The organism is Massilia rubra, assembly GCF_011682065.1.
GTDB classification, from domain to species: Bacteria; Pseudomonadota; Gammaproteobacteria; order Burkholderiales; family Burkholderiaceae_D; genus Telluria_A; species Telluria_A rubra.
Genome location: NZ_VUYU01000002.1, coordinates 217,416 through 243,293, shown reverse-complemented (window position 1 = coordinate 243,293; position 25,878 = coordinate 217,416). Strand labels below are relative to the sequence as shown.

Sequence of the window (25,878 nt, the reverse complement as noted above, 5' to 3'; positions counted from 1 at the left end):
CCGCGCCCTCGTCGCGGGGGCTCTCAGCGCGTGGGGGCTGGTTTACGGGAAGAATCGAGGATCGTAAATCCAACGCCGTATTGTGGTGGCGGTAATCGCTGCCGCGTCGCTGTGCCGAGGATTGATCAGCACATTGTATTCGTCAGGCACAAGCACGGAAGGCACTAGCAGCAAGGCGGTGGTGCCGGACGCGACCCACCGGTCTCCCGCATTCCTGGCGCTCAGGCCGGCCGGAATGGCGTCCCACCCCACTGGCAGAGGGGCGAATACTTGGCGCGCTTCCCATACAATTTCAGGTATGTCGATCCGCACAAGATAGCGATTGAACGGCAGCCCCCCGTTGCTCAGGTAATGCACCGTTTCAAGTGTAGCCAAGGCGATATTGGAGGCACTGTAGACCAGACGCGTACCTTTGCTGTTCCAGCGTCCGCCCGATATTTTCGCGCCGGTACCGCTCAGGTCATCGGCGGTGTAGGTGGGCGCCTCGACCGCGATACGCCAGACAGCCACGGTCATGCATATGCCCCGCTCTGGCTCATCGAAAGTAATTCGGCCACAAGCTTCTGGCCCTCGAACGTGTCCATATAGCTGGCCGGGGTCGCGCCGGCCAGCGCCGGCAGTGGCTTGGACAGCCAGTTCGACACCCAGCGCGCGGCGTCGAAGCCGGAGGGGTCGCCAGACTGTTCAACCATGGTCTGCACCATACCGATTAGTGTTTCAACGCCGAGCACCCGTTCCGACTCGTCCTTGGAAAGCATCGTCGCGTCCTTTTCCTTGCGACTGATCGTGGCGCGGGACAGGCCAAGGCTCGACAGCAGATATTCCTTGCTCATGCCCATGCGCGACGACAGATTGCCAATCACAGACGCGTCAATGCCCTGCCGGATCACCCTAATTCGTTCCTGAGGGTCAAGACGGTAAAGCTGTGTGCCCTCCATCGTACTTGATCGCCCGTGCGTTGCTTTCACTCCGGCAAAGGTACCGGTGGCAGCTGATCGTGCCGCCTTGCCAGCGGTGCCTCTGGCCGGTACTGCTGGCTTTGCCACCGCTTTGGAAGCCGACATGATTGTCTCCTTTGAGACCATAGTATAGATCAAGTGAGGCAAATCGCAAGCGCCGCGCGCTACCAGTCAAACGCTTCCGGCCCAAGTGCCACCGAGCAACCAGATGCAGTCAACGCGTTGACGAAGACGGACCACCAGCTATTGTGCATCGGGCGTACACGCCCGTCAGGCAACCGGTGCCGCACATAGCGGGCCGTCGGCATCGGTTTGAATGACGGTGCCTCCGTACAGCGCGATGTCGTCGGGCTCCAATGGCGTCATCAGATGCCAGATCCAGAGACCGCGGATTCCATCTGCCACATGTAGGAGGTCGTGCCCATCGCTTCGGCACGCAAGCTGGCGTAGTGCTGGCTCATATCGGCTGAGCGATTCGGCACGTGATAAGAACATGATCAGCGCCGCTGCCGGGCCATCGGCTTCGTACTGTTCGTACCCCATGCTGAAGTCGGAAAACGTAGCGGAGACGGTAAACAACATGTTTCGACCTTAATGCGCCCTGGCAAATCAGACCATCGCAGTCCAAGTTACCGGGCGTGTTGATTAGCTGGAAAATGAAAGAGTATGCATCTGCTTAGAGCCTATCTCAGTAGATCGGGGGAAGCTGATGGCGACATGCGCGTAGGCGATGCATGGCAAGCGAGGGCAAGGCGCGAGGAGGCCGCATGGCTAGCCATGCAACGACGAGGGTATTCCGAAGGAATACCGAGGCCGCATGGCTAGCCATGCAACGACGAGGGTATTCCGAAGGAATACCGAGGCCGCACTCGCTTGCCAGGCGCGCCAGCAGCGACTCCGATCTACTGAGATAGGCTCTTAGTCGCGATTACGACAGATAGGGTCCGTCAACGCCAACGCCGGCATCACAACGTATCGGAAAGACACACTCAGGCGCCCGCGCCGAAGCGCTCGCGCACGGCAGCGCGCACGCGCGAAACGCGCGAACGCACGGTACCCACCGGCACCTCCAGGTACTCGGCGGCCTCTTCGTAGGTGATGTCGCGGCTGACAACCACGTCGAAGGTCTCGCGGATCTTGGGCGGAAAGCTGCGCAGCAACGCGTCCACCCTGGAGCTGATCTGGCGCGATTCGCACAGCTCGGCCGGATTGGCGCCCTGGTCCTTGATCTGTTCGAAGTAGCCCTCCTCCACCGCCTCGTACAGGTCGGCGCTGTTGCGGCGCACCTGGTTGCGCGCCAGGTTCAGCGCAATGCCGAACAGCCAGGTCGACGGCTTCGACATGCCGGCAAAGCTGCCCGCACAGCGCATCGCTTCGATGAAGGTACTCTGCACCACGTCCTCGGCATCCTCCAGGTTACGCGTGTAGCGCTGCACGAAACGCACCAGGTGCTGGCGGTGTTCGATGAACAGGCGCTGGACGTCGACGGCCGGTGCGGCGGGCAACGACACGGTGCTGGAAACAGGCGCGGACATCATGACAATTCCTCCATGGAGTGATAGCAGTGGCGAATGAATAACTTTAAGAACTTCAAATTTTCATTTAACAATGTATCAGGAAAAACACCGTCTTCGGGCCTTTGCCGCGCATCTTCCTGCGGTTTTGAGCATCGTTGAGAAGTTCGGCCACCGCCCCTGCAAAAAACGATAATGCGGCGACAACGGCATGCCGAAATGGCATGCAGAAATGGCATTTCTACGCCATGCTGCCGAACTGCTCGCGCACCGCGGCGCGCACCCGCGAGACGCGCGAACGCACCGTGCCCACCGGGATCGACAAGTACTCGGCCGCCTGCTCGTAGGTGGCATCGCCGTTGACCACCACGTCGAAGGTTTCGCGGATCTTCGGCGGCAGGCTGCGCAGCAGCGAGTCGACCTGCAGGGTGATCTGGCGCGACTCGAAGCGGTCGGCCGGATTGGCAAACTGGTCCGCGATCTGCTCCATGAAACCCTCCTCCACCGTCTCGTACAGATCGGCGCTGTTGCGGCGCACCTGGTTGCGCGCCAGGTTCAGCGCAATGCCGAACAGCCAGGTCGACGGCTTCGACAAGCCCGAAAAACGGTCGGCGCAGCGCATCGCTTCGATGAAGGTGTTCTGCACCACGTCCTCGGCGTCTTCCAGGCTGCGCGTGTAGCGCTGCACGAAACGCACCAGATGCTGGCGGTGCGCCATGAACAGGCGGCGCACGTCGATGGCGGGGTTGGCGGCGGCCTGGGTGGCGGCGTAGTCGATAGTCATCATGCGGTTCTCCAAAATGGCGGGAAGGGGGCGTGCTGTGCGTATCGGCCGTGCCGGTGTCGCAGCACCATGGACGCCAAGATAGCAGCGATAAAACGCGTTTTCGCTGAACCATGAGCATTCGTGAGACTTTGAAAAACGTTGAGGAAATCGCCCGCCCGCGCCGCCGCCGCGACGGAACCGCGAGAGCGCCGGCGCCCACAACGCGCGTCGCATCACCTTGTCCGTGGCGCGCCGCGGCGCAGCCATGCGAGGCCGGAACCAAAGCGCAGCTGCGGGTACTCACCGGTATCGAACCAGTCACAGAGACCACACCATGCTTGAACTACGCATCCTCAACGGCCTGCACCGCGGCGCCACCCTGCCGCTCGACGGGCAGTGCGTCACCCTCGGCGCCGGCGACGCGGCCGACATCGTCATGGCCGACCACGGCATCGAAAGCGAGCACGCGCTGCTCTCGCCCGACGGCGACGCCTGGCTGCTGACCGCCTGCGGCGGCGCCATCTACGGCGCCGGTCGCGGCGAAGCGCAACAACTGGTCGAGCTGCGCGCCGGCGACTGCGCGCGCGTGGGCGACATCTGGCTCGCCATCGCCTGGCCGGACGCGCCATGGGAAGCGCCACCGCCGCTGCCCGCTCCCGAGCCCGAATTCGATGGGCGCGAAGCCGACGACGAACCCGCCGCCACGCCGCCGCTCCCCAGCCGCAGCCGCAGTCGCTGGCGCCGGCGCGGGATCGGCGCGCTGCTGGCCATGCTCGCAGCGATGCTGGCCGCCACCGCCTACGCGCTGACCACGCGCCCGCCGCCGCCATCGGCCGTCGCGTCCTCCCCGCTGAACATGCCAGCCGCCCCTGCGCCGCCCCCCGCGCCCGCCCAGGCCGGCCTGCTTGGCGCGCCCCCCGCCGCGCCGGACCTGGCCGCGCTGTTCCGCAAGCGCCTGGCCGACGCCGAGCTGCTGAACCGCTTCGACCTGGCGCTCGGCGAACGGTCCTGGACCATGCAAGCCCATCTCGACGACGAAGAAAGCGCGCGCGTCGAGCGCATCCTGGGCAGCTTCATCAAGGAACACAACATCACCTTCCCGATCCATGCCAAGGCGGTGACGGCCGAAGCGATGCTGCCGTTCCGCATCGGCCAGGTGATCTCGGGCGCCAACGCCAGCGTGGTGACGCAGGACGGCGCCCGCCTGTACGTTGGCGACGACTACAAGGGCGTGCGCCTGGTGGCGATCCAGCCCAGCCGCGCGACCTTTTTCGGCAAGCGCAAGATCGAGGTGATCTGGTGACGCGCGATGCTGGCGCCACCCGGCGCCTGGCGCAGCTGGCGGCCCAGGCGCCGTCCTGGCTGGCCGCCCTGCCGGCTGCGCCCGGGCTGCAGCGCTTCGGCCGCGTGGCACAGGTGCTGGGCACCCTGATCGAGGCCCACATGCCGCCGGCCCGCATCGGCGAACTGTGCCACCTGCACAGTCCGGGCGCCCAACCCATGCTGGCCGAAGTCATCGGCTTCTCGGAACAGGCCACCCTGCTGTCGGGACTGAGCCCGCTCGAAGGCGTCTCGCGCAGCACCCTGATCGAGCCGCTGGGAGGCGTGCACACCGTCGACAGCGGCGAGCACCTGTTCGGCAGCGTGCTGGACGGCTTCGGGCGCGTGCTGTTCCGCTCCCCGCACGCCCCGCCCCTGCGCCCGGGGGCCTGGCGCGAAACCGTGCCGGTGGTGCGCGAGGCGCCCGCCGCCGTCGACCGCCCGCGCATCGCCACCGCGCTGCCGACCGGCGTGCGCGCCATCGACGGCTTGCTCACGCTCGGCCGCGGCCAGCGCGTCGGCGTCTTCGCCGGACCGGGCTGCGGCAAGACCACCTTGATGGCGGCGGTAGCGCGCGGCTGCCAGGCCGACGCCATCGTGTTCGGCCTGATCGGCGAACGTGGCCGCGAACTGAACGAATTCCTCGACCATGAACTCGACCCCGAACTGGTCGCCAAGACCATCATCGTCTGCGCCACCTCGGACCGCACCTCGATGGAGCGCTCGCGCGCCGCGTTTACCGCCACCGCCATCGCCGAAGGCTTCCGCGCGCGCGGCAAGCAGGTGCTGCTGCTGGTCGATTCGCTGACCCGCTTCGCGCGCGCCCAGCGCGAGATCGGCCTGGCCGCCGGCGAGCCGCCCGCGCGCGGCGGCTTCACGCCCTCGGTCTACACCATGCTGCCACGCCTGGTGGAGCGCGCCGGCGCCACCGCCGAAGGCGCCATCACGGCCATGTACACGGTGCTGGTCGACGGCGAATCGGCGTCCGACCCGATCGGCGACGAAGCCAAGTCGCTGCTGGACGGGCATATCCTGCTCAGCAAAAAACTGGCGGAACAGGGCCACTACCCGGCCATCGACATCCTCGCCAGCATCAGCCGCACCATGGGCAACGTGACCGACGGCGCGCACCGCAAGGCGGCATTGCGCTTTCGCGCGCTGCAATCGCGCTACCAGGAGATGGAATTGCTGATCCGGCTCGGCGAATACCGCAGCGGCGGCGATCCGCTGGCCGACCAGGCGGTGGCGCTGCGCCAGGCCCAGACCGACTTCCTGCGCCAGGACACCAGCGGCCAGACCCCGTTTGCGCAGACCCTTGAACGCCTCGCGGCGCTGGCGGCGTGAGGCTGCGCCGCGCTGGTGCGGGGACGCGGCGCGAAGCGCCCGAGGTGGCCGAGCCGCGCGTTCCCGACCGCACCATCGAGCGCCTGCTCGGCGTGCGCAAGCAGCGCCTTGAACGCTTCGAACGCGAGCGGCGCGAGGTGCGTGAGCACTGGCGCGGCCGGCGCGCCGCACAGCGCCTGGCCAAACTGGCGTGGCGCAACGCGCGCGAGGGCGCCGCCGAGCACTGGCGCCAGGCGCGCGCCCGCTTCTTTGCAATGGAAACCGACAGCCGCCAGTTTCGCGCCGCCCAGGGTGGCTACGAACGCATGACGCGCGACACCGCACAGCGCCTCCTGGCATGGCGCGAGCGCGCCGGCGAGAGCCGCGCGGCCGGCAGCGCGTTTTTCGCCGCCCACCACCGGCTCGCCGAGGCCCGCCGCCAGCAGGAAAAGCTCGACATCCTGCGCCAGCACATCAAGGAAACGGAGCGCCGCCATGACGATTGAGCTACGAGCCCGCATTCCCGCCCCGGCGCGCGACGACGATCCGCCGCCACCGGTACGCCGGCCTGCACCGCCGCGCTATGCGCCCCACTCTGCCCCCAGGGCCGCGCCGGGCGCCACTACCACGCCCCCGGCAGCGCGCGCCAGGATGCGCGATGCCCAGGCCGCGCGCCAGGCCGACGCGCGCCGCGAGCGCGCCGCCACGGACCTGGCCGACGCCGACCCGCACGCACCATGCATCGACGCCTTCGCTCCACTGCGCGAACGCTGCCAGGGTGGCGAGCCCGATGGCGGCAACGGCGCCGTGGCCGGCGTCGGCAGCGCTGCCGCCAGCGGCGACGCCGGCGTCGAAGAGGCCCTGCTCGGACTGCGCCAGCAGCAAGGCATCTTCGAACTGCTGCTGCCTGGCGGCCAGACGCTCGGGGTGGTGGTCCAGCCGGTGGCGGGCGGCGTGCATTTCATGCTCAGCGCCGGCGGCGGCGTGCTCGAACAACGCCTGCGTCAAAACAAAATGGAACTGGAACGGCGTTTGCAGCAACGTATGCAAAAGGATGTGCGGATCGCCGTGCTGTAGCGCCCGATCCCATCCGCCATGCGGGCGCCGCCATTGCGTCGCCGCGGGCCTACCCGGATTCATGACCATGCCGAGCTCCCCCATCATCAACCCAAGGCCGCTGGCCGTGGCCAGCATCGGCCGCGTCCAGGCCGGACTTTCGCGCCGGCTGGGCCTGGGCCGCCAGGCAGCACTGCCGGCGCTGGCCCCGGACGCCGTCCTGGCGCTGCACATGGCCGTCGACAGCGCGCCGGCGTGGATCGATCCGCTGACCGTGCACGGCAGCTTCGGCAGCATCGCGCTGGACCGTGGCGCGCGCCTGCTGCGCGCCCTCACCGGCATCGACCTGGGCGAACACCAGCACGGACCGCATTGGGAATGGCTGCAGGGCGCCGTGTGCGCTCGCCTGGCCGGCACGCCACTGGCCGGCGCCGACAGCCTGGCGCCAGGCGTCGCCGACGCCCCGGCGGCGCCGCTGGCAACCCTGCGCCTGACCCTGCGCAGCGGCGGCCACCTGGTCGCGACGCACGCACGCGCCAGCGCCGCCGACTGGCTGCGCCTGCTGGCCGGCCCCGGCTGGCTGCCGCTGCAAGCTCCGCAAGATGCCTTTGCCGCCCTGCCGCTACGGCTGCCGGTGCGGCTGGCCCGGCACCGCCTGCCGCACGCCATGCTGGCCAGCCTGCGTCCCGGCGACATCCTGCTGCCCGACGCCGGCGCCTTCGATTGCAAGGGCTGCGGCTACGTCGGCCTGGGCGCACTGCGCGCCACGGTGCGCTACCAGGCGCCGGGCACCTTGATCATTTTAGCTTTGGAGAAACGCATGGAACCGATACACGACAACGACAACGACATCGACATCGACAACCATAACGACAACGACATCGACAACGACGACGCCTTGCCCCGGGATGCGCCGGCGCCCGAGCCGCACGCCGCCGCGCTCGACCAGCTGCCTGCCACGCTCGACATCGAACTGGGCAAGCTCACGCTCACGCTCGGCGCCCTGCGCAGCCTGGCCGTCGGCAGCGTCCTGCAACTGGCCGGCGCCAACCCGGCGGCCCTCGACATCCGTTGCGCCGGGCACCTGCTGGGCCGCGCCGAGGCGGTCGACATCGACGGCGCCCTGGGCGTGCGCATCACCGAATGGAGCGCGGCATGATGGGCAGCCAGTACGACGTCGTCTCGTTTGCCATCCTGCTCGGGATGATGTCGCTGATCCCGCTGATCGTCGTCGTCACCACCTCCTTCCTGAAAATCTCGCTCGTGCTGCTGGTGCTGCGCAACGCCATCGGCGTGCAGCAGGTGCCGCCGACCCTGGCCATCTACGGCATCGCCCTGGCCGTGAGCATCTTCATCATGGCGCCGACCGCGCAGCAGGTCGGCACCCGGGCGCTTGCCATCGAGACGCGCGGCGGGGCCGCCCAGAGCGGCCAGCTGCTGACCCAGGCGCGCGAAGCGGTCGAACCGCTGCGCGCCTTCATGCTGCGCTTTTCCCACCCGGACCAGCGCGAGCTGTTCCTCGACTCGGCCAGGAAACTGTGGCCGAAAGAGATGGCGCAAGCGGCCACGTCGAGCGACCTGCTGGTGCTGGTGCCGGCCTTCGTGGTCTCGGAACTGCAGACCGGCTACCAGATCGGCTTCCTGATCTACATTCCCTTCGTCGTCATCGACCTGCTGTTGTCGAACCTGCTGATGGCGCTCGGCATGCAGCAGGTCAGTCCGCAAACCATCACGATTCCGCTCAAGCTGCTGCTGTTCGCGATGGTTGGGGGCTGGGGCAAGCTGCTCAATGCCCTGGCCATGTCGTATCTCTGATCCACCAACCGCGAGGCACGCCATGGGCGACACACTCCAATTCTTCCAGCAGGGCTTGTGGCTGGCCATTGTCATCTCGGCGCCGCCGCTCTTGATTGCGACCCTGTTCGGCGTGCTGGTCTCGCTGGTGCAGGCGGTCACGCAGGTGCAGGACCAGACCCTGCCCTACGTGGTCAAGCTGCTCTCGGTGGCGCTCACTGTCGCCATGCTGGGACGCTGGTTCGGCGCCGAGATCATGCAACTGGCCGAACGCGCCTTCGTGCTGATTCCGACCATCGGACGCTAGCCCATGACGACATCGCTGCTGGTCGACCTGCAGACCTTCCTGGTCGCAATGGCGCTGACGCTGCCGCGCAGCGCCGTCTGCCTGGCGATCCTGCCCGGCTTCGGCACCCGCACCTTGCAAGGCATGATGCGCAACGCGGTGGCCTTCGCCATCGCCTTGCCGGCGCTGGCCCCGACCTTCCTGTCGCTCCAGCAGTCCACGCCCGGCCTGCTGGTGGCCGCCATGCTGGCGCTCAAGGAAGCCGGGATCGGCCTGCTGCTCGGGGTGATGATGGCGATCCCGCTCTGGGTGGCGCAGTCGATCGGCTCGATCCTCGACACCCAGCGCTCGCCGATCCAGATCCAGTCCAACCTCGACCAGGATGCCAGCGCGCTCGGCGCCATGCTGCTGCAGGCGACCGTGGTGATGATGATCGAGGCCGGGCTGTTCCTGGCGCTGGTGCGCATCCTGGTCGACAGCTACGGCCTGTGGCCGGCGCTGAACCTGGCGCCGCCGTTCGAACCGGGCCACCTGGACCTGCTGCTCAAGCGCTTCGGCGAATTCTTCTGGCATGTCGCGGTCTACGGCGGCCCGGTGATCATGCCGCTGCTGATGATCGACTTCGGCGTCGCCATCATCGGCATTTTCGCCGGCAACCTGCAGGTCTCGTTCATCTCGGCCCCGCTCAAATGCGTGGCCGGGCTGTTCATCCTGCTGGTCTACTGGCCGATCTTCTCGCATTACGTGGCCGGCGACTTCGCCCGCATGCTCGAGCTGATTCCCCAGATGCTGGACTACGGCAGACGATGAGCGACGACAAAACCGAACAGCCCACCGACAAGAAGCTGAGCGACGCCCGCGACAAGGGCCAGGTCGCGATGAGCCGCGACCTGGCGCGCGTGTCCATGCTGATCGTCGTGGCCGAACTGGCGCTGGCCACCGAACCGCAATGGCACGCCGCGCTCGACGCCCTGTTCGAGCTGGCCCTGCGCCAGGTCGGCCGGCCCTTCCACGACGCCGTGCCGGCCATGCTGGGCGCCGCCGGCACGCTGCTGCTTGGCGTATTCGCCGTGTTCTTCGTGCTCTGCCCGGTGGTGGCCTTTTGCGCCCACTGGGGCCAGTTCGGGGTGCTGATCGCGCCCGGATCGCTCACGCCCTCGATCGACAAGCTCAACCCCGTCAACGGCGTCAAGCAGCTGTTCGCCAAGAAGAAGCTGGGCGAGCTGCTGATGGCGCTGGCCAAGGCCATCGGCCTGGCCCTGATGATCTGGGCCATGGTGCGCAAGCAGCTGCCATCGATCCTGCAGATGGCCAGCGGCGAGCCGAAGGATATCTACTTCGGCTTCATCGCGCTGCTGCGCATGGTGCTCCATCCGGTGGTGGGCATGTGCCTGGTGCTGGCAGTGATCGACTTCGCGCTGCAAAAATACTTCCACGTCAAGTCGCTGATGATGGACATGGAAGAGATCAAGCGCGAATACAAGGAATCCGAAGGCGACCCGCACGTCAAGCAGGCGCGCAAGGGCCTGGCGCAGCAGTGGGCGTCCGAATCGGCGCCGGCCAGGACCGCCGGCGCCAACGCGGTGGTGGTCAATCCGACCCACTTCGCGGTGGCGCTGTTCTACGACCCGGGCCAGACCCCGGCGCCGCTGCTGCTGGCCAAGGGCAAGGACGAGGTGGCCCAGGCCATGATCCGCGAAGCGCGCGCGCATGCCATTCCGGTGATCCGCCACGTCTGGCTGGCGCGTACCCTGTACGCCACCGGCAAGGCCGACCACTACGTGCCGCGCGCCAGCTACGAATCGGTAGCCCAGGTCTACGCGGTGGTGCAGGAACTGATGGAGCAGGACGATAGCGGCCGCGAGGTCGAACTGGAAAGCCGTGGCGAACCACCCCCGAGCCATGCGCCCTGAGCCCGCCCAGGCTGCGCCGGTGCCGCAGGATGCGGCGGCCGGGCTGCCGGCAGCGCCGGCGCTGGCCGCGCAGCCGCTGGCGCCCATGGCGCCAGCTGCGCTGCCGCCGCCAGGGCGGGACCTGCTGCCGGCAAGCCGCGCCACCCGTACCGACTACCTGGTCGGCGGCGGCGAGGACCGAATGCACCACCTGGCGATGGTCGCCGGCAGCCCCGTGCCGCCGCCGCGCATGGCCGTCCCCGGACGCCCACGCACACCGGCGCCGGTCCGTCCGGCCAGCCGCATCGACTGCATGCGCCGCTGCGGCAGCGACGGCTTTTGCGATCCGTCCAGCGCCAGCGGCTGCGGCGGCGAATACTGCCTCGCCGGCCGCGACCAGGTCTAGCGTCCTGAGTCAGAAATTCGTTGATTTAATACAGCGATAATCGCGCCGATACCGCGTCACAAATGCTCGCCAGGCGTTTTCCTGTCTGCGCTTTGTTCCTTGCCTCGGCACGATCTCGCCATATTTAATCAACGAATTTCCAACTCATGACACTAGCGCTTGTTGCTCAGCATTTCATGCAGTTCGAGCCGGTTGTAGGCCGAACGCATCGCATCCTTGGTGCCGATCATCTTTTTAGCGACCAGCTGCGCCAGCACGTCGTTCAGGCTGCGCGACATATTGTCTTCCTTGCGCTTGAGGAAATCGGCGATCAGGTGCGTCTTGGACGGATCGCTGATCAAGGGCGCCACCTGCTGGTTGTGGTTGAAGATCATCTCGCTGGCCAGCACGAAGCTCTGGCCGTCCTCGCTCGGCAGCAGGTTCTGGTAGATCACGCCGACCAGCGAGTTGGCCAGGGCGGCGGCGCGCTGCGCCTGCTGCTCGGCCGGAAAATAGCCGAGCAGCTTGCCGATCGCGCCCAGCGCGCTGTTGGTGTGCATGGTGGCCAGCACCAGGTGGCCCGATTCCCCCGCATGCAGCACCGTGTCGGCGGTATCGAAGTCGCGGATCTCGCCCACCATCAGCACATCCGGCTTTTGCCGCATCGCCTCGCGCAGGCCGCTCGAGAAGCTGGCCGTGTCGGTCGGCACCTCCTTTTGCGAAATGATGGCCTGGTCGCGCCGCAGGTAGTATTCGATCGGTTCTTCGATGGTCACGATGTGGGCGCTGCGGGTGTGGTTGATGTGCTCCAGCAGCGCGGCCATGGTGGTGGTCTTGCCGGAACCGGTCGGGCCGGTCACCAGGATCACGCCCTTGGTCGCTTCCAGCATGGTGCGCACGTAGGCCGGCAGGCCGGTTTTCTCGATCGGCAGCGGCTCCATCGGCAGGCGCCGGATCGCGATGCCGATGGTGCGTCCGCCCGACATGCGGTACAGATTGCAGCGCAAACGGCAGTTGGTGAGCACGAAGGAACGGTCGATGGCGGCGCTGAGGATCTTGTCTTCCCAATCCTCGTCGATGGCGGCCAGCAGCGGCTTCATGTCGGCCAGGGTCACCGCTTCGTCGCCCGCTGCGGTCCAGCCGCGCGGCGTCTTGATCATGATGCGCGCGTCCTGCTCGATATGGATGTCCGAGAACACCTCGCCCTGGTTGACCAGTGCAATCAGCTCGGACAGCAAATCGCGTTCCGCCAAAAATTCATCGCTCATATGTATCCCGGAAAATGGCGCCCAGGCGGCGCCGCTGCCTCTTGCCCTGTGGCGTATGCAAGTCAAATGATACTTGGCCCGGGCCGGCGATTTCTCAACAAATCTCAGCGGCGCGCCGGCGGCGAAAAAGTGCGCGGCGGCGGCGGAACCAATGCCCTGCGCGCAGCTACTCATGTTGGACCGCTGCGGCAGACGATGGCCAAGGCGGCACTTTCAATCAACCATTTAAGGAGAACATCATGTTTGGTATCGCTACAACGGCACTCAGTACGGTAGCAGGTCAGGCAAACATCGCAGCAGGTATGGCGGCCAACGAGGCGCTGACCGCAGCCGAGATGGCGGCGGCGATCCAGAAGAAGGCGAACACCGCTGCGGTGAACGCCATCTGATGCACGCATGGCCGCGCTCCGGCGTGCTGCGGCGCGCGGCTTTTTCCGCATCCCATCCTCAACAGACATACCACGACAGGAGGCAGCGATGACCTATCTGAACAACCGTAGCCAGCATTTGCCGGCACCGCCCCGCAGCGGCGCCGGCGAATGGTCCAGCGCCGCGGGCGGCGACGCCGACTTGATCCGCTGGGCGGCGGCGCAGGGCCAGGCCCTGTCCAAGCTGCAGATCTTCAGTACCATGGCCAAACAGGTCAACGAGCAGCAGTAGATGCGGCGCCGCCATCGGGCGGCGCTGTCTTTTTCGGCCCGGCAGCGGCGCGTAACGGTCCCGCTCTCTGCGCTCGCTCCCGAGGTTCTCCCGCTCCCCGCGTTCGCCCCCTTCTTCCCGTCTTCCCTTCTTCCCGTCTTCCCTTCCTCCCTTCTTCCCTCTATGTCCGCGCGTTTTCTGCGCTCGCAGCCCGGCGCAGCGCCGGGCCGGATCGACCCGGGCGCCTGCCCCCCCTGCTCTGCTACTGGAAACTAAACGAACGACATTCCTTCGCCCCCTCTGATTGCTTGATGGGGGGGCTCCGGGGACGTGGAGAAGCCGGACTCTGCGTGGCAGCGCCGCCAGCCCCGGTTCCACCGGCCGCACCTGCCCGACCCGCGCGGCCTGGCATGAAATCGATGGTCATACAACACCCGAACGACAGGGAACGGCGCAACACTTTTGGACCACTGAAGCCGGCGCGGAAAATCAGTATGATCGAACACCTGGGGCGGATCGCGGCAGGCTCGTGCGCATTGTTTGATCTTGGCGTTGCGCACCGGAACGCGTAGCATGCACTTACCCATTTTGCATTGCTCCGACCGCTTACTTTTCCTATAAGGTTCTATGCAGCAACACGACTATGTCCCACCAGAGGAGTTCGGTGGCTCGGCCGCTGCCGTCCTGCGCTGCCTGCGCGAGCTGGTCGAGCTGACAGGCCAGCAGAGCACCGGCGGCCCACCGGTGCTGGAGCTGCAGTTCGACGAGATCGTCACGCTGACCTCGCTGGCGGCCGACGCGGCGCAGCCTTTCCTGTGCGTGTCGGTATACTTGCCGCGCCGTACGCTGGCGGCAGCGGCGGCCCCGCCATTGGCCAGCCCCGGCTATCCCGGCGGCGAATGGCTGTGGGACGCCAGCGAAGGGCGTTACATCATCCTGCACAACATCGGCATCGGGCAGCTGGCCGACGAGACCAGCCTGCTCGACGCGATCATGGACGCCAGGGACAAGGCCGGCGCCTGGCTGCTCTCGGTGTCATAGGCCGCGCTCCGGCCCCGATCGACAATGCGGCATTGGCGCGCGCCGATGGAACCATGGCCGCCCGCGCGCCACTCATACGTACTCCAACCGGAGTTGCAACCGACACTTTGAAAGGAATTACCATGCCAGTCCTCGCCCCTGTCCTGAGCGCCGCCTCCACCCTCGCCGCAATGGTGCCGCCACCGCCACCACCTGCGCCAAAACCTGACAGCGCCGCCATCGTCTAAGTACTTGACCGGAAAAGAATGTGAGTTTTGGCGAACGGAACCGGATGCGGTGCAAGGCGGCGAGTGCGCGGCAGTGCGAGCACTGCAAGCAGGAGCCAACGCAGCAACGCGCCGGTTCTGGCAGCCAAAAACACATCTATTTCCGGGCGAGTACTTAAGCGCGTTCCCGGTGCGGGGCTGCCGATGCGGTCCCGTACCTTGGTTGCCCGCGCAGTGATGCCTGCGCAGCTTCCCCTGCTTCATTCCCACCTTACCCACCCTATCCGCACGGAGTCCCCATGGCCGAGCTGCGCCTTACCGACTGCGCCGATGTCGGTCTCATGTACGACATCGAACAAAGCCGCTACCCCAGCGCGCAGACCGCCGTTGCCACGCGCGAGCGCACCGTTGCCCACTACCTCGGCTGTCCCTCGGTCGGCTACGAGATCGATGGCGTCGCGGCCGGCGGCGCCGTGTTCGACGGCCGCGAACTGCACCTGGCGGTGCTGCCACAATTCCACGGGCGCTGGGCGTGGCTGCTGAAACCCACCTTGGACTGGCTGTTCGCGCTATGCGATCCGGTGCGGGTGCGCATCGAACAAGATAACGCGCGCTGCATCCGCTTCATGGACAGCGGCGGCTGGGAGCGCGTCGCCGAAGACCATCAATACATCACCTATCTGCTCAGCAGCACCACGCCGCACGTGTTCCGGCGCCGCCGCGCGCGCTAACCCCCTGCCGCTTCGCGCGGCAGGTTGCGGTAGACCTTGAGCGCATACGCCAGCCGTTTTTTCGGATCGGCGGCATTGTAGGCCCCCACCGCATCCCAGGAATTGCCGAGCCGGCGCATGTTCTGCGCCAGTATCCACGCACCGACGTGGATGCTGGTGCAGGCGTCATACAGCTGGCGTTCCTCCAGCCCATGGCGGCGCAATGCCGGCAGCCAGCTGCTGTTGATCTGCATCAGGCCGATATCGTAGGAACCGTTGGCGTTGGGCCGGCCGCGCGCCAGCGGATTGAGCCCGGATTCGGTGCGCGCGATGGCGTACAGCAGGCTGGCGTTGACACCATGGCGCTCGGCGGCATCCTGCCAGCAGGCGCCGGCGCGCCCGCACAGCAGTGCCAGCGCCAGTGCGCATGCCGCCCTCATCGCGTCAGCGAGCCATTCATGTAGCGCCACACGGCATTGTCCGGGTCGGTGCCGGTGCAGATCAGCGGCAGCGGCGGCGAGTCCGAATCGAGCACGATGGTGCCGATGATATTGACGCGCACCGGCGGGTTGGCGCCTTCCAGCCACTTGTTGCATCCCCACCCCGGCCCGTAGTGGCTGCCGATCGAATAGGTCGCCGCCCAGATGTAGTCGTCGGCGGTGATGGTGTACGCGTGCACGTGGTCGTACACGTCCAGGTCGCCCTTGATCTCGCCGTTCCTGGCGGCGACGAGGTCGCGCCCGGCCTTGATGTCGGCGCCGGCCGTCAGGCTGCCCGCAATCGCCAGGTTGCCGTCCTGGTCGGCCGCCAGCGGCCGCCATGCGCCGTTGGCCTGGTGGTAGCTGAAGGCCAGGCCGAGCGTAGCGACCAGGCGCACGTCGCCATCCTTGCTGTCCGCCTGCAGCGCCAGGTCGGCGTAGCCGGCCACCGGCTCCTTCCAGGACGAGGTGCTGGCGACCCTGGTCCAGCGGTTCTCGCCGCTGCAGTGCATCAGGTTGCGCGCGGCGTCGACCGCGATGGCGGCGCCGCTACACGGCGCGTCGAGCGTGACCACCGCCGCCGCGCCCATGCCGAGCGGCGCGTTCATCTGGTTCAGCTCGGGCATGCCCGGCACCTTGTTGCGGTACAAAAAATCGGCCGACTGGCCGGCGCCGTCGAATAGCAGGGCCGACACCAGGCTGCCGCCGCCGGCCGCCGTGCCGCTGCAACTGGCGCCGATGAAGCTGGCCAGGGTTGGCGCGGTGGTCGCGTCGAGCGCCCAGGCGCCGGCCGCGCTGCGGGCCCGCCCCGGCTCGCGGCTGCTGATGAAGCCCGCGCCGGCGCTGGCGGCGGCAAAGGCCAGCACCCGGTCCGGGATCGGCGCGCCTTCGTTCACCAACAGCGCATCGAGCACGATGGTGCCTGGGGCCGCCGCCGACTTGACGCGCGGGCGCACCAGCAGGCAGGCGCCCTGGCCGTAGGGGTTGGTCGCGGCCATCCCGGGCGGCAGCATGCCGGCCGCGCGCAGCATGTCCGGCGTGATGACCAGGGTCTGGCCGACCTTGGCCGGCTGCGCCAGCGCGCCGTACTGGTCGGCCAGGTAGGTGCTGGCGGCTGCCGTCATGGCCGACTGGTATTGCGCGCTGCGCTGCGCCTTGGCGTCTTCGAGACCGGTGTCGATCATCGACGCCAGGCCCGCCACCAGCATCGCGGCGATCAGGAGCGCGCCGAGGATTTCGATCATGGCGATGCCGTGCTGTTTGTAGTGCATGCTTGTCCTCAGTTGGCGGCGGCCAGCCACACCGGGCCGCCGTCCGGAATCGCCAGCGCCGGGGTGGCGATGGAACTCGGCGCGGCGCCGAGCGCCGGCCAGAAAAAGCCGTCGCTGAAGCGTCCGACCATGTGCGAGCGCTGCGACAGTGCCAGCAATTCGGCGGTCAGCCCCGGCTGCGGCGCCAGCGCATACACCAAAATAGTGCCGTCGGCGAGGCGGTAGTTGGCAAAGCCGGCCCGGTTCACGGGGGCGGCCTGGAACTGCTCCGGATGGGCGGTAAAGTACCCCACCACCGCCTGGCGGTACTGGGCCATCGCGCTGGCCTGGCCGCGCTGCGCGGTGCGCGCCGCCAGCACCCCGGGGTCGCCCTGGCCGGCGCAATACCAGGTGGTGAGCGCCAGCAGAACGGCGACGATCATGGCGTTGAACATGGCTAGCGCTGCGCCAGAGGATGCGCCGCGTTGGAGGCGATCAGGGCCGCCATCTGCTGCCTGGCGATGCCCGCCAGCAGATCGTACTGGCCGTTGCGCACATGGCTGCGCGCCGACGGAGCGTCTTTCAGCAGCAGCATGTCGGCCTTGAGCGTTATCTTGGCGCTGGTGCCGAGCTGCTGGTACAGCACCCCGGTCACGCCTTCGGCCATCAGCGCGCGCGCGTGTTCGGCGCCGAGGCGTTCGGCCGCCAGCGATTCAAGCTTGCCGATGGCCTGGGTCGCGCTGTCGGCGCGCATGGTGCTGATCAGGAGGTAGCCGTCGATGCTGGCGCGCAGCGCGGCCACGGCGGCTTCCTGGTCGCGGATCTCGTCGAGCAGGATGATGTGCGCGCCGGTCCCCAGCACCCGCCGCAGCGCCTCGGCGAAGCTGGAATCGGCGCCGGTGCCGGTCTGGTAGCAGACGCCGTCGCCGTAGCTGCCTTCGAGCGGCAGTTCGATCAGCGCTTCGCCGGTAACGGCTACGCCGCCATGCGCCGCCAGCCGTTCCTTGACCATGGCGCAGGCGGTGCTGGTCTTGCCCGACTTGGCCGGGCCGGCCACCAGGAACAGGCCGGACAGGCCGCGCGCCAGCAGCGCCGGGATGAACGCATTCGGCATCCCGAGTTCGGCCAGCGAGCGGATGGCGGCGGCGATGCGGCGCAGCACGAACACCTGGCCGCCGGCCGTCAGCATGGTCGTCATGTGGTAATCGACGCCGTCGTGCGCCACCTTGCAGCGCGCCGGCGCGCGCGGCCCGGCCAGCGCCGCCTTGCAGACATCGATCAGCAGATCGAGGTCGCCGCGCAGCGCGGCGCTCGCGCGCAGCGGATTGGCACTGGCGCCGGGGACGTCGCAAAAGCGGTCCTCCAGGGTCGGATGGCCAAGGTAAAGGTCGGAAAACACCAGCTGGCGGACTGCGGTAGCGTCGAGCATACGAAGGTCAATCGGGTCGGGTTCAGTTGGAGGTGAAGGTCAGCGCGTTGCCGGCGGCAGCGGTCACGCTGCAGGCGGTGGCGGCGGCGGCCGGCGTGATCGGGAAGGTCGTGATCGAGGCCGTGCCCGGCGCGGCGATCGACTGCCAGCCGCTGGCCGCCACCAGGGTGGCCAGGCAGACGTCCTGCGGCAGGGCCGGGTAGGCGATGGTAAAGCTGCCAGTGGCGCCGGTGACCACCACGTTGCCGCCCCAGACATTGGTCGCGGTGCCGTCGGCCGTGACCGACAGCGTGCCGGGAAAGGCGCCCGCGGTCCTCAGCGTCGCATTGAGCGCACCGGTGCCGTAGCCCTGCCCCATGTACAGCTTGCGCACGGCGGTGCGGATGGCGGTGACTTCCTCGCCGGCCTGGTTCGATTGGGCGCTGCTGAAGGCGCCGGTCAGCAGCGACACCGCGCCCAGGATGACGATGGCGGCGATCCCGAGGTAGGCGATGGCTTCGAGCAGCGAGGCGCCGGCTTGGCGGCGTGGGTAGCGGGCTTGTTTCATGGTGTTCTCCAGTCGGTGGGAAAGTGAAAAAACTACAGGTTAAGAAATGAGGTAGTGGGTTCAGCGCATGCTGCGCGTCATGCTGGCGATCTCCTGCTGGATGCCGAAAAAGCCGGTCACCAGCCAGGCGATCACCACGGCCAGCGCAATCACGGAAAAGCCGTTGAGCACCTTCATCTGGGCGCTCACCGTTTCCACGCCATCGGCCATCCATTCGTCGGCCAGGATCTTGAGCGCGTCGGCAAAGCCCTTGTATTCGGCATACACGCACAGGTCGTCGACCACCTCGGGCGACGGAAAGCCGTAGCCGGCGTTGCGCAGCGCTTCACCGCAATTGAGGCCGGACTTGACCCCCAGCAGCGCGCCGTCGAGCCGTTCGCGCAGCCACGGCGGGGCTTGGCCCGAGAGGCGCTGGAGCGACTTTTCGACCGTGATGCCGGCGAACTGCAAGGCCGAAAACGCCATCAGGAAGCCACTGCCGACCTGCAGCCGGTAGATCGAATAGGGCGCGTAGCGGTCCAGCACCACGCGCAGGTTGCCGCGCCAGCGCGGCAAGGACACGGCAATCGCCACCAGCACCACCAGCAGCGCGCCGACGATCGGCAGCATCCACTGCTGCACCAGCTGCGACATGACATACAGCGAGCGCGCCGACCCGCGCCATTTTTCCGGGTCGACCATGCGCGCGAACTGCGGCACCACGGTCACCCCGAACACATACAGATAGGCCAGCACCATCGCCAGGATGGCCAGCGGATAGGACAGCCCGCCGACGATCACGCGCTTGATTTCCTTTTGCGACTTGACCACGCCGGCCAGCACCTGCAGGGTCACTTCCAGGCGCCCGGACTGCTCGCCGGCCAGGATGATCATGCGTTCGGTGCTCGGGACCCACCATTCCAGCCCATCGCCCAGGAAGCGCCCGTTCTGCACCGTGCGGCGGCAGTCGGCCAGCACGATGGCGAGCGGTTCGTTCGGCTTGCGTCCCTGGGCGGAGGCGCGCTCCCACAGCTCGTCGAGGATTTTCAGCAGCGGCACGCCGTTGCCCAGCATCGCCGCGATCTTGCGGTACACACGCAGGCGCACGGCCTCGCCGAACTGGGTACGCGCCCACCAGCGCTGCAGGTCAACCTGCATGCAGCGCCTCCACCACGTTCAGGTGGCGCTCGGCGCGCGACGCCTCGAACGCCAGGTGCCCGACCACTTTTTCGGCCATGCGCGGATCGACCAGGCCGGCGGCCACCTTGGCCAGCGCGTGTTCGAGCAGGGTCTGGCCGCCCAGCTCGCGCCGCCAGTAGTCCAGTGCCTGCCCCTTGGCGCCGCTGCGGACCAGATCGAAAAAGCGTGCGTCGGGCGTGATGACTTCGGCCACCACGCTGCGCCCCGCCGTGCCCTGCTCGCGGCACTCGGGGCAGCCCGGTCCCGCCACGCACACCTGGTCGAAGGCGGCCCCGCAAGCCTGGCGCACGCGCGCCAGCAGCGGCGCGGCCAGCGTGTCGGGCGCGGCGCCCAGCCTCACCTTGCAATGGGGGCACAGCAGCTTGACCAGGCGCTGGCTGATCAAGCCGGTCACCACCAGGTGGTCGGCCACCATATTCATCGGCAGCCCCAGGTCGAGCAGGCGGTCGACGATCGCGATGGCGCTGTTGGCGTGCACCGTGGTCCAGACCTGGTGCCCGGTCATGGAGGCCCGCAACGCGCTCTGGGCCGAGGCCTTGTCGCGCATTTCGCCGATCATGATGGTGTCCGGATCGAGCCGCATGGCGTTGCTGATTGCCGCCGAAAACAGGCGCGAACGCTCTTCCTCGCTGCCGGCATTGGTGACCGAGGTCTGCACCGCGCCGTCGATCGGATACTCGACCGGGTCTTCCACGGTCAGCACGTGCAGCTTGTTGCCGGCTTCCTGGAGGGCGCCGCTCAGCACCCGCTGCAGGGTGGTCGACTTGCCCGAGCCGGTCGGGCCGCTGATGATGTTCATCCCGGTCGGCTGCTCCTTGAGGCGCTGCATCTGGCACGCATGCAGCTCGGAGAAGCCGAGCGGACGCAGGTCGACCGTGTCGCCGGCGTCGTTGTACAGGAGCCGCAGCACCATCAGCGTGCCTTCGCTGGTGGGCGCGGTGGCGATGCGCACGCCGTACAGCTGCGGCGGCAGCTTGTCGCGGTCCGCTATGCTGGCGTCCTGGCGTTCGGTCGGCTTGTACGAGCTGTCCGACACCGACGTCATGGCGCCGTACAGGGTGGCCAGCAGGCGCTCGCCGTATTCCGAGGTCTGGCTGCCGACCCGCAGCAGGTCGTTATGGATGCGGAAATAGGTCTCGGTGCTGCAGCGGCGCACGCGGATGTGGATGTCCGAGGCGCGTTCGCGGCAGGCGCGGTTAAGCAACTCCTTGGCCGTCACCTGCATCATCGAGTGCTCGTGGCGGCGTCCGCCCTGCTCGCCCGCGCCATTGTTATACAGGGCGGCGATGGTTTCGATGTCGACCACCTCAACGGTGCACTGGCGCGCCATCTTCTGCAGGCGCGCGCGGTACGACAGCACGTGCGGATTCGATTCCTGGCCTTGGGCGATCAGCAAGCGCCCGTCCGACAGCAGGCAAAGCAGCTTGCGTTCTTCGGCGCTGCCCTCGAAGTCGCCGGCGCTGCTCAGTACCTGTGGCGCGCCACCGCTGCGCGCTGCCGGCGGCGCGGCCTTGGCCGGCGTCGTGCCGCGCAAGCTGGCGAAGGGGATCATCGCTCGCTCCCGGTGGCGCCGGGGAACAGCGGCGGCAGGGCGACTGCCGCGCGCGCCGGCGCAGGTGCAAACGCGGGCACTGGGGCCGGTGCGGGAGCCGATACGGCCGCGTTGCCGGCCAGCGGCAGGCGCACGCGCTTTTTGCGCGCCGTTTCGACGATCACGCCATTCGACTCCACGCTCAGCACGCGCAGGCCACCGGCCAGCATATCGCCGGCGCGCACCTCGACCACGGCGCCGCTGTCGAAGCGCAGGGTCGCATACTGGTGCTGGCCGATCCCTTCGAGCGACTGCACCACCGGGCTGGCCGCCGGCGCCGGGCTGCCCAGTCGCGCCGCCTCGTCCTGGCGTCCGGCGATCTCGTTCTGGCGCTGCGCGATTGCCGCCCTTACCGCAAGCTGGCGCTCGCGCGCTTTCAGCACCAACGTCTCGGACTCGATGCGGGTGAGCGTGTCGGAGGCGCTGGCGGCGGCCGGCACCGGAACGGCGGCAGCGGCGGTGGCAGCGGTGGCGGCGGCAGACGGACCGGCCGCCACCGCCACCAGGAACAACAGGCTCAGGCTATTTCGCATAAATGACTCCTTCAAAAGACCAGATGCCGGCGCGGTAGCGCATTCTTTCGATCCGGATGCCCGGCATGTCGAGCATCGCGGCCACTTCCAGCGGCGACACGGCGACCGGGCCGATCGCATATGTATACGTGTGCCAATCGGGCGGCATGGTTCCATCCGGTTTGCTACCCGCCGGCGGCGCCGGCGGCGGTGGCCGCAGGGCCAAATGCAGGCCCAGGTTCATCAGCTGCAGGCGCGACTGGATGCCCGCCACCAGCGGCTGGCGCGGCAGCAGCACATCGTCGGCGCCGGGAGCGGGCGCGAACGGGCGCGCCAGGGTCGCGGTGTCGCCGCCGATGTCGACCTGGGCGTCCGGCACCTGCGCCAGCAGCAGGTCGATGGTCGATTCCTGGCGCATCCAGGTGAAGCGCTGCTCCGGTGCGCCGCAGCTGTATTCGGACAAGGCCCAGCCGCCGGGCGTGAGCTGCCCCAGCCCCGCTACGCAGGCACGCGCCACGCTGCTCGGGGCCGCGCTGTTGATCCATGGATGCGGCGCCGGCATCAGCGCCGCCTTGGGAGGCGCCAAGCCTGCACGCGCGGCCAGCGCAGCGTCGGCGGCGGCGCGCTGCGCCTGCTGGCGCGCCTGGTACTGGCGCCATCCCAACGCGGCGCCGAGCACCAGCAAGGCGCACACGGCCACGCCGGCCGCCAGCAGGCGCGGCGCGATGCGCGGCGTGGTCGGGCGCAGCAGCCAGCTCTTGCTGACCTTGATGCGCCCATCCCCCGCGTCGCCCAGCACTTCCTCGATACTGCGCTCGCGAAAATTGTGAAAGCCGTAGTGTTCCAGTTCGGCGTCGCCGATGACCAGGTTCCAGCCACCGAGGCCATAGTCGCCGTGCAGGCGCTCGAACACTTCCTCGCGCGTGCCGGCGAAGTCGCCGTTGGGCAGGAAGTTCGCGTCGCGCACGGCGAAGTAGGCCCAATGGCCGTCCGGCAGGCGGAACGCCGCCAGCCAGTTGTGCACCGGCTGATTTTCGCCATCGTAGTGGGCGCCGTCGCGCGCCAGGCGGCTGGCCACCGCAGCAGCCAGCGAATACAGGGCCTGGCGCGGACCGGCGCCGCTGTGCGCGAAGCCCGCCTGCGCGGTCGAATACTCGCGCCGCAGCACGGCCAGGTCGCAATCGATCTTGCGCGCCAGGTCGGCCGCCTCGCGCGCCAGCTCGCGCGGGCGCGACAGCGATTGCCAGAACAGCCCGCAGACGAACTTGTGGCGCCCCAGCTGGATGACGGGATTACTCATCGCGCGCGCCTCAACTGCCGGCCATGGTGGTCGGCGTCACCAGGATCACGATCACTTCCTTGTTGGCCTTGCGCGCCAGTGCGCCGCCCAGCAGGAAGTTCGATGGATGGCCCACGCCCTGGCGGTCGATGTCGTCGTCGGTCTGCTCGAAACCGCTGATGATCAGGGTCTCGTTCGACTTCATCGACACCCGCTGCAGGAAGTTGCGGGTGTCGAGTTCGGGCGACTCGATGCTGGTGTTGGTGCTGCTGCCGGCGCTGCCGCTGTTGACGCGGCGGATCTGGCGCAGGGCCGAGATATCGGTCGAGAACTGCAGCATCACCGTGCCGTCGTCGAGCAGGTGCGGCAGGATGCTCATGTTAAAGCCCGAGGTGACCACGCCGGGCGTGAGCGAGGTGGTCGACCCGGCCAGCGGCGAGACGGTGGTTTCCGACGACTTGAGGTAGCTGGTCTGCTTGGCCACCTGCACCGGGACCGGCTGGTTGTTCAGGGTCACCACGCTGGCACTGGTCTGGCGCCGCACCTTGCCCTGCTGCGACAGCGCCTGGATCATCAGCGAACTGCCGGCAAATTTACTGTTCGAGGAGGCCAGCACGCCGGCTGAAAATGCCGCCGGGCTGCTGCCGGGCGTGCCGGCGATGGTGTTGCGGATGCCGTAGGTGTTGAGCAGGTTGCTGTATACAAGGTTCCAGTTGATGCCGTATTCGTCGGCGTCGCTGAGCGTGACCGACAGCACCGTCACATTGATCGCGATCTGGCGCGCCATGGCCCGGTTTTCGCTTTCGACAAAAGCGGTAATGCGTTCCAGGGCGTCGGGCGTATCGACCACGGTGATGCTGCCGGTGGCCGGCGATGCCACCACCTGGCCGTATGCGGAGAGCATGGCGCCGATCGATTTTTGCAGGTTCGAGTAGACCGACAGCTGCGAGCTGACGGCGGTGTTCTGGTTATTGCTGGCGCTGACGCCGTTGTTGCCACTGCCGCTGCCGCCACCGCTGCCGCCGCCAGATACGCCGCCGCTGGAAGTCGCGCCGCTGCTGACGGTGGCGCTGAAGGTGGCGTCGCCCGGCAGCGCATTGATCTGGAACGAACGCGCTTCGGTATGGAAGAACTGGATGGCGCCGTTGGCGTACTTCCAGTAGACGCCGTAGCGCGCGGCCACGGTGTCGAGGAAGTTCTGGAAGCTGCCGTTGCGGTAGGAGATGTGCACCGGTTCCGCTTTCGGCGTCGCACTTTTTGCCGGTGCGGGGTTCAGCGGCGGCACGATCGGGTTGACCGTGCCCACGCCCGCCGTGCTGGCGATGGCAGCGGCGGCCGACGGCGCGGGCGCACCGCTGGCCACGGCCAGCGCGCCGGGACTGACCTTGGTCGGAATCCCCGAGCGCATGGTGATGCGTTCGGCCAGTTCCGCGAGCGACGAGACAGTGCGGTCGAAATTGGCCGGCTCGCGGAACACCGGCGGCAGCACCGGCGCGCTGGCCACCTTGATCGCCTTGTGGCCGAGCCAGATGCCTTCGGCATGCACCACGGCGGGCGTCGGCAATGGCTTGGCCGTGCCGACCTGGCGCGCCATGCCGGCGATCTTGTCGCCCGGGTCGCCGAAGGTGCGCGGGTCGCGCTGTGCGATGTCGGAGCACGCCGCCAGGCTGGCGCACAGGGCGATCAGGACCGGCTTGGTCATCGGGCTTGCCTTCATGATTGCGCTCCCTTGGCGACGATGCGGATGACACGGTTACTCTTGTAGAAAATCGCCTGCAGCGGCGTTTCGGCGCCCGCCATGCTGTGCGCGACCGCTTCGATCGCCTGTTCGAAACTGCCGCCGACGCTGGTGTCGCGTTCGACCGCGTAGTCGACCGGCGCTTCCCACACCAGCTGCCAGCCTTCGCTGGAGGCCCAGCGCGCCAGCGCCGTCTTCAGGGTCTGGTCGGCGGCCTTGAGCTGCCAGGCCGGCGGAGGCGGAGGCGGAGGTGGAGGCGGTGCCGGCGGCGTCATCGCCATCTGGGCCGGCGGCGCGGCCGGCGCTGGCGCCATCATCGCCAGCACTGACGGCGGTGGGCGCACGGCGGGCGCCTCTTCCACGCAGTCGGCGTCGTCGATCCAGTAGCCGTAGGACGGCACCAGCAAGGGCTGCGGCAATGGCGCCGGCGCAGCGGCAGCAGCGAGCGGCAGGCCGGCGCACACCCACAACAGCAGGCCGGCACGGGGAGGAGAAAACAGGGACTTGAGCATAAGCGGCATCAATCAGAAGCATCCGATGAAAAAATTGAACCCGAAAAAATGAACCCGGCCTCGCCAACGTGAAAGCGTAGCTTGCGCGCCTCCAGTGACGATGAGTGTCGCCGGGATCGAAGCGGTTCCATAATTCTGAAAATATTCTTTCGAATGTGGCAGACAGGCCGCCGTTATTGGCTCCACGCAAAAATTCCTTGCAG

At 67.7% G+C, this 25,878-nt stretch carries 31 protein-coding genes; 14 read left to right on the top strand and 17 right to left on the bottom strand.

Going from position 1 to position 25,878, the window contains the following annotated elements; translation table 11 throughout:
• Window positions 1-42: 42 nt before the first annotated feature.
• The 5 genes from F0185_RS03715 to F0185_RS03695 form a co-directional block, all read right to left on the bottom strand.
• Window positions 43-516 (bottom strand): RES family NAD+ phosphorylase, encoded by a 474-nt coding sequence (locus tag F0185_RS03715; RefSeq protein ID WP_167221696.1) that lies wholly within the window; start codon window positions 514-516, stop codon window positions 43-45.
• The gene (locus F0185_RS34645; protein ID WP_229476719.1) at window positions 513-1,064 is read right to left on the bottom strand and encodes an Xre family toxin-antitoxin system antitoxin; all 552 of its coding nucleotides are present in this window, start codon (window positions 1,062-1,064) and stop codon (window positions 513-515) included. The genes F0185_RS03715 and F0185_RS34645 overlap by 4 nt, the downstream gene beginning before the upstream one ends.
• A gap of 165 nt (window positions 1,065-1,229) precedes the next feature.
• Window positions 1,230-1,541, bottom strand: coding sequence for a hypothetical protein (locus F0185_RS03705; protein WP_167221694.1), 312 nt, complete (start codon window positions 1,539-1,541; stop codon window positions 1,230-1,232).
• Between the two features lie 407 nt (window positions 1,542-1,948).
• Window positions 1,949-2,497 carry an RNA polymerase sigma factor gene (locus F0185_RS03700; protein WP_167221692.1) on the bottom strand — a complete coding sequence of 183 codons (549 nt, stop codon included), beginning with the start codon at window positions 2,495-2,497 and terminating at the stop codon, window positions 1,949-1,951.
• A 217-nt stretch (window positions 2,498-2,714) separates the two neighbouring features.
• On the bottom strand, window positions 2,715-3,260 hold the full coding sequence (locus tag F0185_RS03695; protein ID WP_166878642.1) for an RNA polymerase sigma factor: 546 nt from the start codon (window positions 3,258-3,260) through the stop codon (window positions 2,715-2,717).
• Between the two features lie 313 nt (window positions 3,261-3,573).
• Between F0185_RS03695 and F0185_RS34640 the strand changes: the two genes are divergently transcribed.
• From F0185_RS34640 to F0185_RS03645, 10 genes are all read left to right on the top strand, one after another.
• Window positions 3,574-4,542: an FHA domain-containing protein gene (locus F0185_RS34640; RefSeq protein WP_167221690.1), complete on the top strand. Its 969-nt coding sequence runs from the start codon at window positions 3,574-3,576 to the stop codon at window positions 4,540-4,542.
• Complete coding sequence (locus tag F0185_RS03685) at window positions 4,536-5,903, top strand: FliI/YscN family ATPase (RefSeq protein WP_167222183.1); 1,368 nt, start codon at window positions 4,536-4,538, stop codon at window positions 5,901-5,903. Before F0185_RS34640 ends, F0185_RS03685 begins: the two co-directional genes overlap by 7 nt.
• A complete protein-coding gene (locus tag F0185_RS03680; protein ID WP_167221688.1) occupies window positions 5,900-6,388 on the top strand; it encodes a hypothetical protein in 489 nt (162 codons plus the stop codon). Before F0185_RS03685 ends, F0185_RS03680 begins: the two co-directional genes overlap by 4 nt.
• Window positions 6,378-6,959, top strand: coding sequence for a hypothetical protein (locus F0185_RS03675; protein WP_167221686.1), 582 nt, complete (start codon window positions 6,378-6,380; stop codon window positions 6,957-6,959). Before F0185_RS03680 ends, F0185_RS03675 begins: the two co-directional genes overlap by 11 nt.
• 67 nt (window positions 6,960-7,026) lie before the next feature.
• On the top strand, window positions 7,027-8,097 hold the full coding sequence (sctQ, locus tag F0185_RS03670; RefSeq protein WP_167221684.1) for a type III secretion system cytoplasmic ring protein SctQ: 1,071 nt from the start codon (window positions 7,027-7,029) through the stop codon (window positions 8,095-8,097).
• Window positions 8,094-8,753, top strand: a complete 660-nt coding sequence (gene sctR, locus F0185_RS03665) for a type III secretion system export apparatus subunit SctR (RefSeq protein WP_167221682.1) — start codon at window positions 8,094-8,096, stop codon at window positions 8,751-8,753. Before sctQ ends, sctR begins: the two co-directional genes overlap by 4 nt.
• Window positions 8,754-8,775: 22 nt before the next feature.
• Window positions 8,776-9,039, top strand: coding sequence for a type III secretion system export apparatus subunit SctS (gene sctS, locus F0185_RS03660; RefSeq protein WP_166898655.1), 264 nt, complete (start codon window positions 8,776-8,778; stop codon window positions 9,037-9,039).
• Window positions 9,040-9,042: 3 nt separating this feature from the next.
• Window positions 9,043-9,828: an EscT/YscT/HrcT family type III secretion system export apparatus protein gene (locus tag F0185_RS03655; protein ID WP_167221680.1), complete on the top strand. Its 786-nt coding sequence runs from the start codon at window positions 9,043-9,045 to the stop codon at window positions 9,826-9,828.
• The gene (sctU, locus tag F0185_RS03650) at window positions 9,825-10,931 is read left to right on the top strand and encodes a type III secretion system export apparatus subunit SctU (protein ID WP_167221678.1); all 1,107 of its coding nucleotides are present in this window, start codon (window positions 9,825-9,827) and stop codon (window positions 10,929-10,931) included. Before F0185_RS03655 ends, sctU begins: the two co-directional genes overlap by 4 nt.
• A complete protein-coding gene (locus F0185_RS03645; protein WP_167221676.1) occupies window positions 10,921-11,316 on the top strand; it encodes a hypothetical protein in 396 nt (131 codons plus the stop codon). The genes sctU and F0185_RS03645 overlap by 11 nt, the downstream gene beginning before the upstream one ends.
• Before the next feature lie 152 nt (window positions 11,317-11,468).
• On the opposite strand, the gene F0185_RS03640 is transcribed toward F0185_RS03645, so the two are convergent.
• The gene (locus tag F0185_RS03640) at window positions 11,469-12,563 is read right to left on the bottom strand and encodes a type IV pilus twitching motility protein PilT (RefSeq protein ID WP_167221674.1); all 1,095 of its coding nucleotides are present in this window, start codon (window positions 12,561-12,563) and stop codon (window positions 11,469-11,471) included.
• A 239-nt stretch (window positions 12,564-12,802) separates the two neighbouring features.
• Here F0185_RS03640 and F0185_RS03635 point away from each other — a divergent pair, with 239 nt between their 5' ends.
• From F0185_RS03635 to F0185_RS03620, 4 genes are all read left to right on the top strand, one after another.
• Complete coding sequence (locus F0185_RS03635; protein ID WP_167221672.1) at window positions 12,803-12,952, top strand: hypothetical protein; 150 nt, start codon at window positions 12,803-12,805, stop codon at window positions 12,950-12,952.
• Window positions 12,953-13,040: 88 nt separating this feature from the next.
• Window positions 13,041-13,223, top strand: coding sequence for a hypothetical protein (locus F0185_RS03630; protein WP_166878676.1), 183 nt, complete (start codon window positions 13,041-13,043; stop codon window positions 13,221-13,223).
• 606 nt (window positions 13,224-13,829) lie between these two features.
• Entirely contained in the window at window positions 13,830-14,243 is a 414-nt protein-coding gene (locus F0185_RS03625; RefSeq protein ID WP_167221670.1) for a hypothetical protein, read from the top strand.
• A gap of 505 nt (window positions 14,244-14,748) precedes the next feature.
• A complete protein-coding gene (locus tag F0185_RS03620; protein WP_167221668.1) occupies window positions 14,749-15,180 on the top strand; it encodes a GNAT family N-acetyltransferase in 432 nt (143 codons plus the stop codon).
• On the opposite strand, the gene F0185_RS03615 is transcribed toward F0185_RS03620, so the two are convergent.
• From F0185_RS03615 to F0185_RS03565, 11 genes are read right to left on the bottom strand one after another with little or no spacing between them, the layout of a single operon-like run.
• On the bottom strand, window positions 15,177-15,599 hold the full coding sequence (locus tag F0185_RS03615) for a lytic transglycosylase domain-containing protein (protein WP_166884747.1): 423 nt from the start codon (window positions 15,597-15,599) through the stop codon (window positions 15,177-15,179). The two genes, F0185_RS03620 and F0185_RS03615, sit on opposite strands and share 4 nt — an antisense overlap.
• Window positions 15,596-16,909 carry a shufflon system plasmid conjugative transfer pilus tip adhesin PilV gene (gene pilV, locus F0185_RS03610; RefSeq protein ID WP_167221666.1) on the bottom strand — a complete coding sequence of 438 codons (1,314 nt, stop codon included), beginning with the start codon at window positions 16,907-16,909 and terminating at the stop codon, window positions 15,596-15,598. The genes F0185_RS03615 and pilV overlap by 4 nt, the downstream gene beginning before the upstream one ends.
• Before the next feature lie 8 nt (window positions 16,910-16,917).
• Entirely contained in the window at window positions 16,918-17,343 is a 426-nt protein-coding gene (pilM, locus tag F0185_RS03605; protein ID WP_167221664.1) for a type IV pilus biogenesis protein PilM, read from the bottom strand.
• A gap of 2 nt (window positions 17,344-17,345) precedes the next feature.
• Window positions 17,346-18,317 carry an ATPase, T2SS/T4P/T4SS family gene (locus F0185_RS03600; RefSeq protein ID WP_167221662.1) on the bottom strand — a complete coding sequence of 324 codons (972 nt, stop codon included), beginning with the start codon at window positions 18,315-18,317 and terminating at the stop codon, window positions 17,346-17,348.
• A gap of 22 nt (window positions 18,318-18,339) precedes the next feature.
• The gene (locus F0185_RS03595) at window positions 18,340-18,864 is read right to left on the bottom strand and encodes a type 4 pilus major pilin (protein WP_167221660.1); all 525 of its coding nucleotides are present in this window, start codon (window positions 18,862-18,864) and stop codon (window positions 18,340-18,342) included.
• A 60-nt stretch (window positions 18,865-18,924) separates the two neighbouring features.
• The gene (locus F0185_RS03590; RefSeq protein ID WP_167221659.1) at window positions 18,925-20,001 is read right to left on the bottom strand and encodes a type II secretion system F family protein; all 1,077 of its coding nucleotides are present in this window, start codon (window positions 19,999-20,001) and stop codon (window positions 18,925-18,927) included.
• On the bottom strand, window positions 19,991-21,595 hold the full coding sequence (locus tag F0185_RS03585; protein ID WP_167221658.1) for a GspE/PulE family protein: 1,605 nt from the start codon (window positions 21,593-21,595) through the stop codon (window positions 19,991-19,993). Before F0185_RS03585 ends, F0185_RS03590 begins: the two co-directional genes overlap by 11 nt.
• Window positions 21,592-22,167 carry a type IV pilus biogenesis protein PilP gene (gene pilP / locus F0185_RS03580; protein WP_167221657.1) on the bottom strand — a complete coding sequence of 192 codons (576 nt, stop codon included), beginning with the start codon at window positions 22,165-22,167 and terminating at the stop codon, window positions 21,592-21,594. Before pilP ends, F0185_RS03585 begins: the two co-directional genes overlap by 4 nt.
• A complete protein-coding gene (gene pilO2 / locus F0185_RS03575; protein WP_167221656.1) occupies window positions 22,157-23,446 on the bottom strand; it encodes a type 4b pilus protein PilO2 in 1,290 nt (429 codons plus the stop codon). Before pilO2 ends, pilP begins: the two co-directional genes overlap by 11 nt.
• Before the next feature lie 10 nt (window positions 23,447-23,456).
• A complete protein-coding gene (pilN, locus tag F0185_RS03570) occupies window positions 23,457-25,142 on the bottom strand; it encodes a PilN family type IVB pilus formation outer membrane protein (protein WP_167221655.1) in 1,686 nt (561 codons plus the stop codon).
• Complete coding sequence (locus tag F0185_RS03565) at window positions 25,139-25,675, bottom strand: toxin co-regulated pilus biosynthesis Q family protein (protein ID WP_229476717.1); 537 nt, start codon at window positions 25,673-25,675, stop codon at window positions 25,139-25,141. The genes pilN and F0185_RS03565 overlap by 4 nt, the downstream gene beginning before the upstream one ends.
• Between the last annotated feature and the right edge of the window lie 203 nt (window positions 25,676-25,878).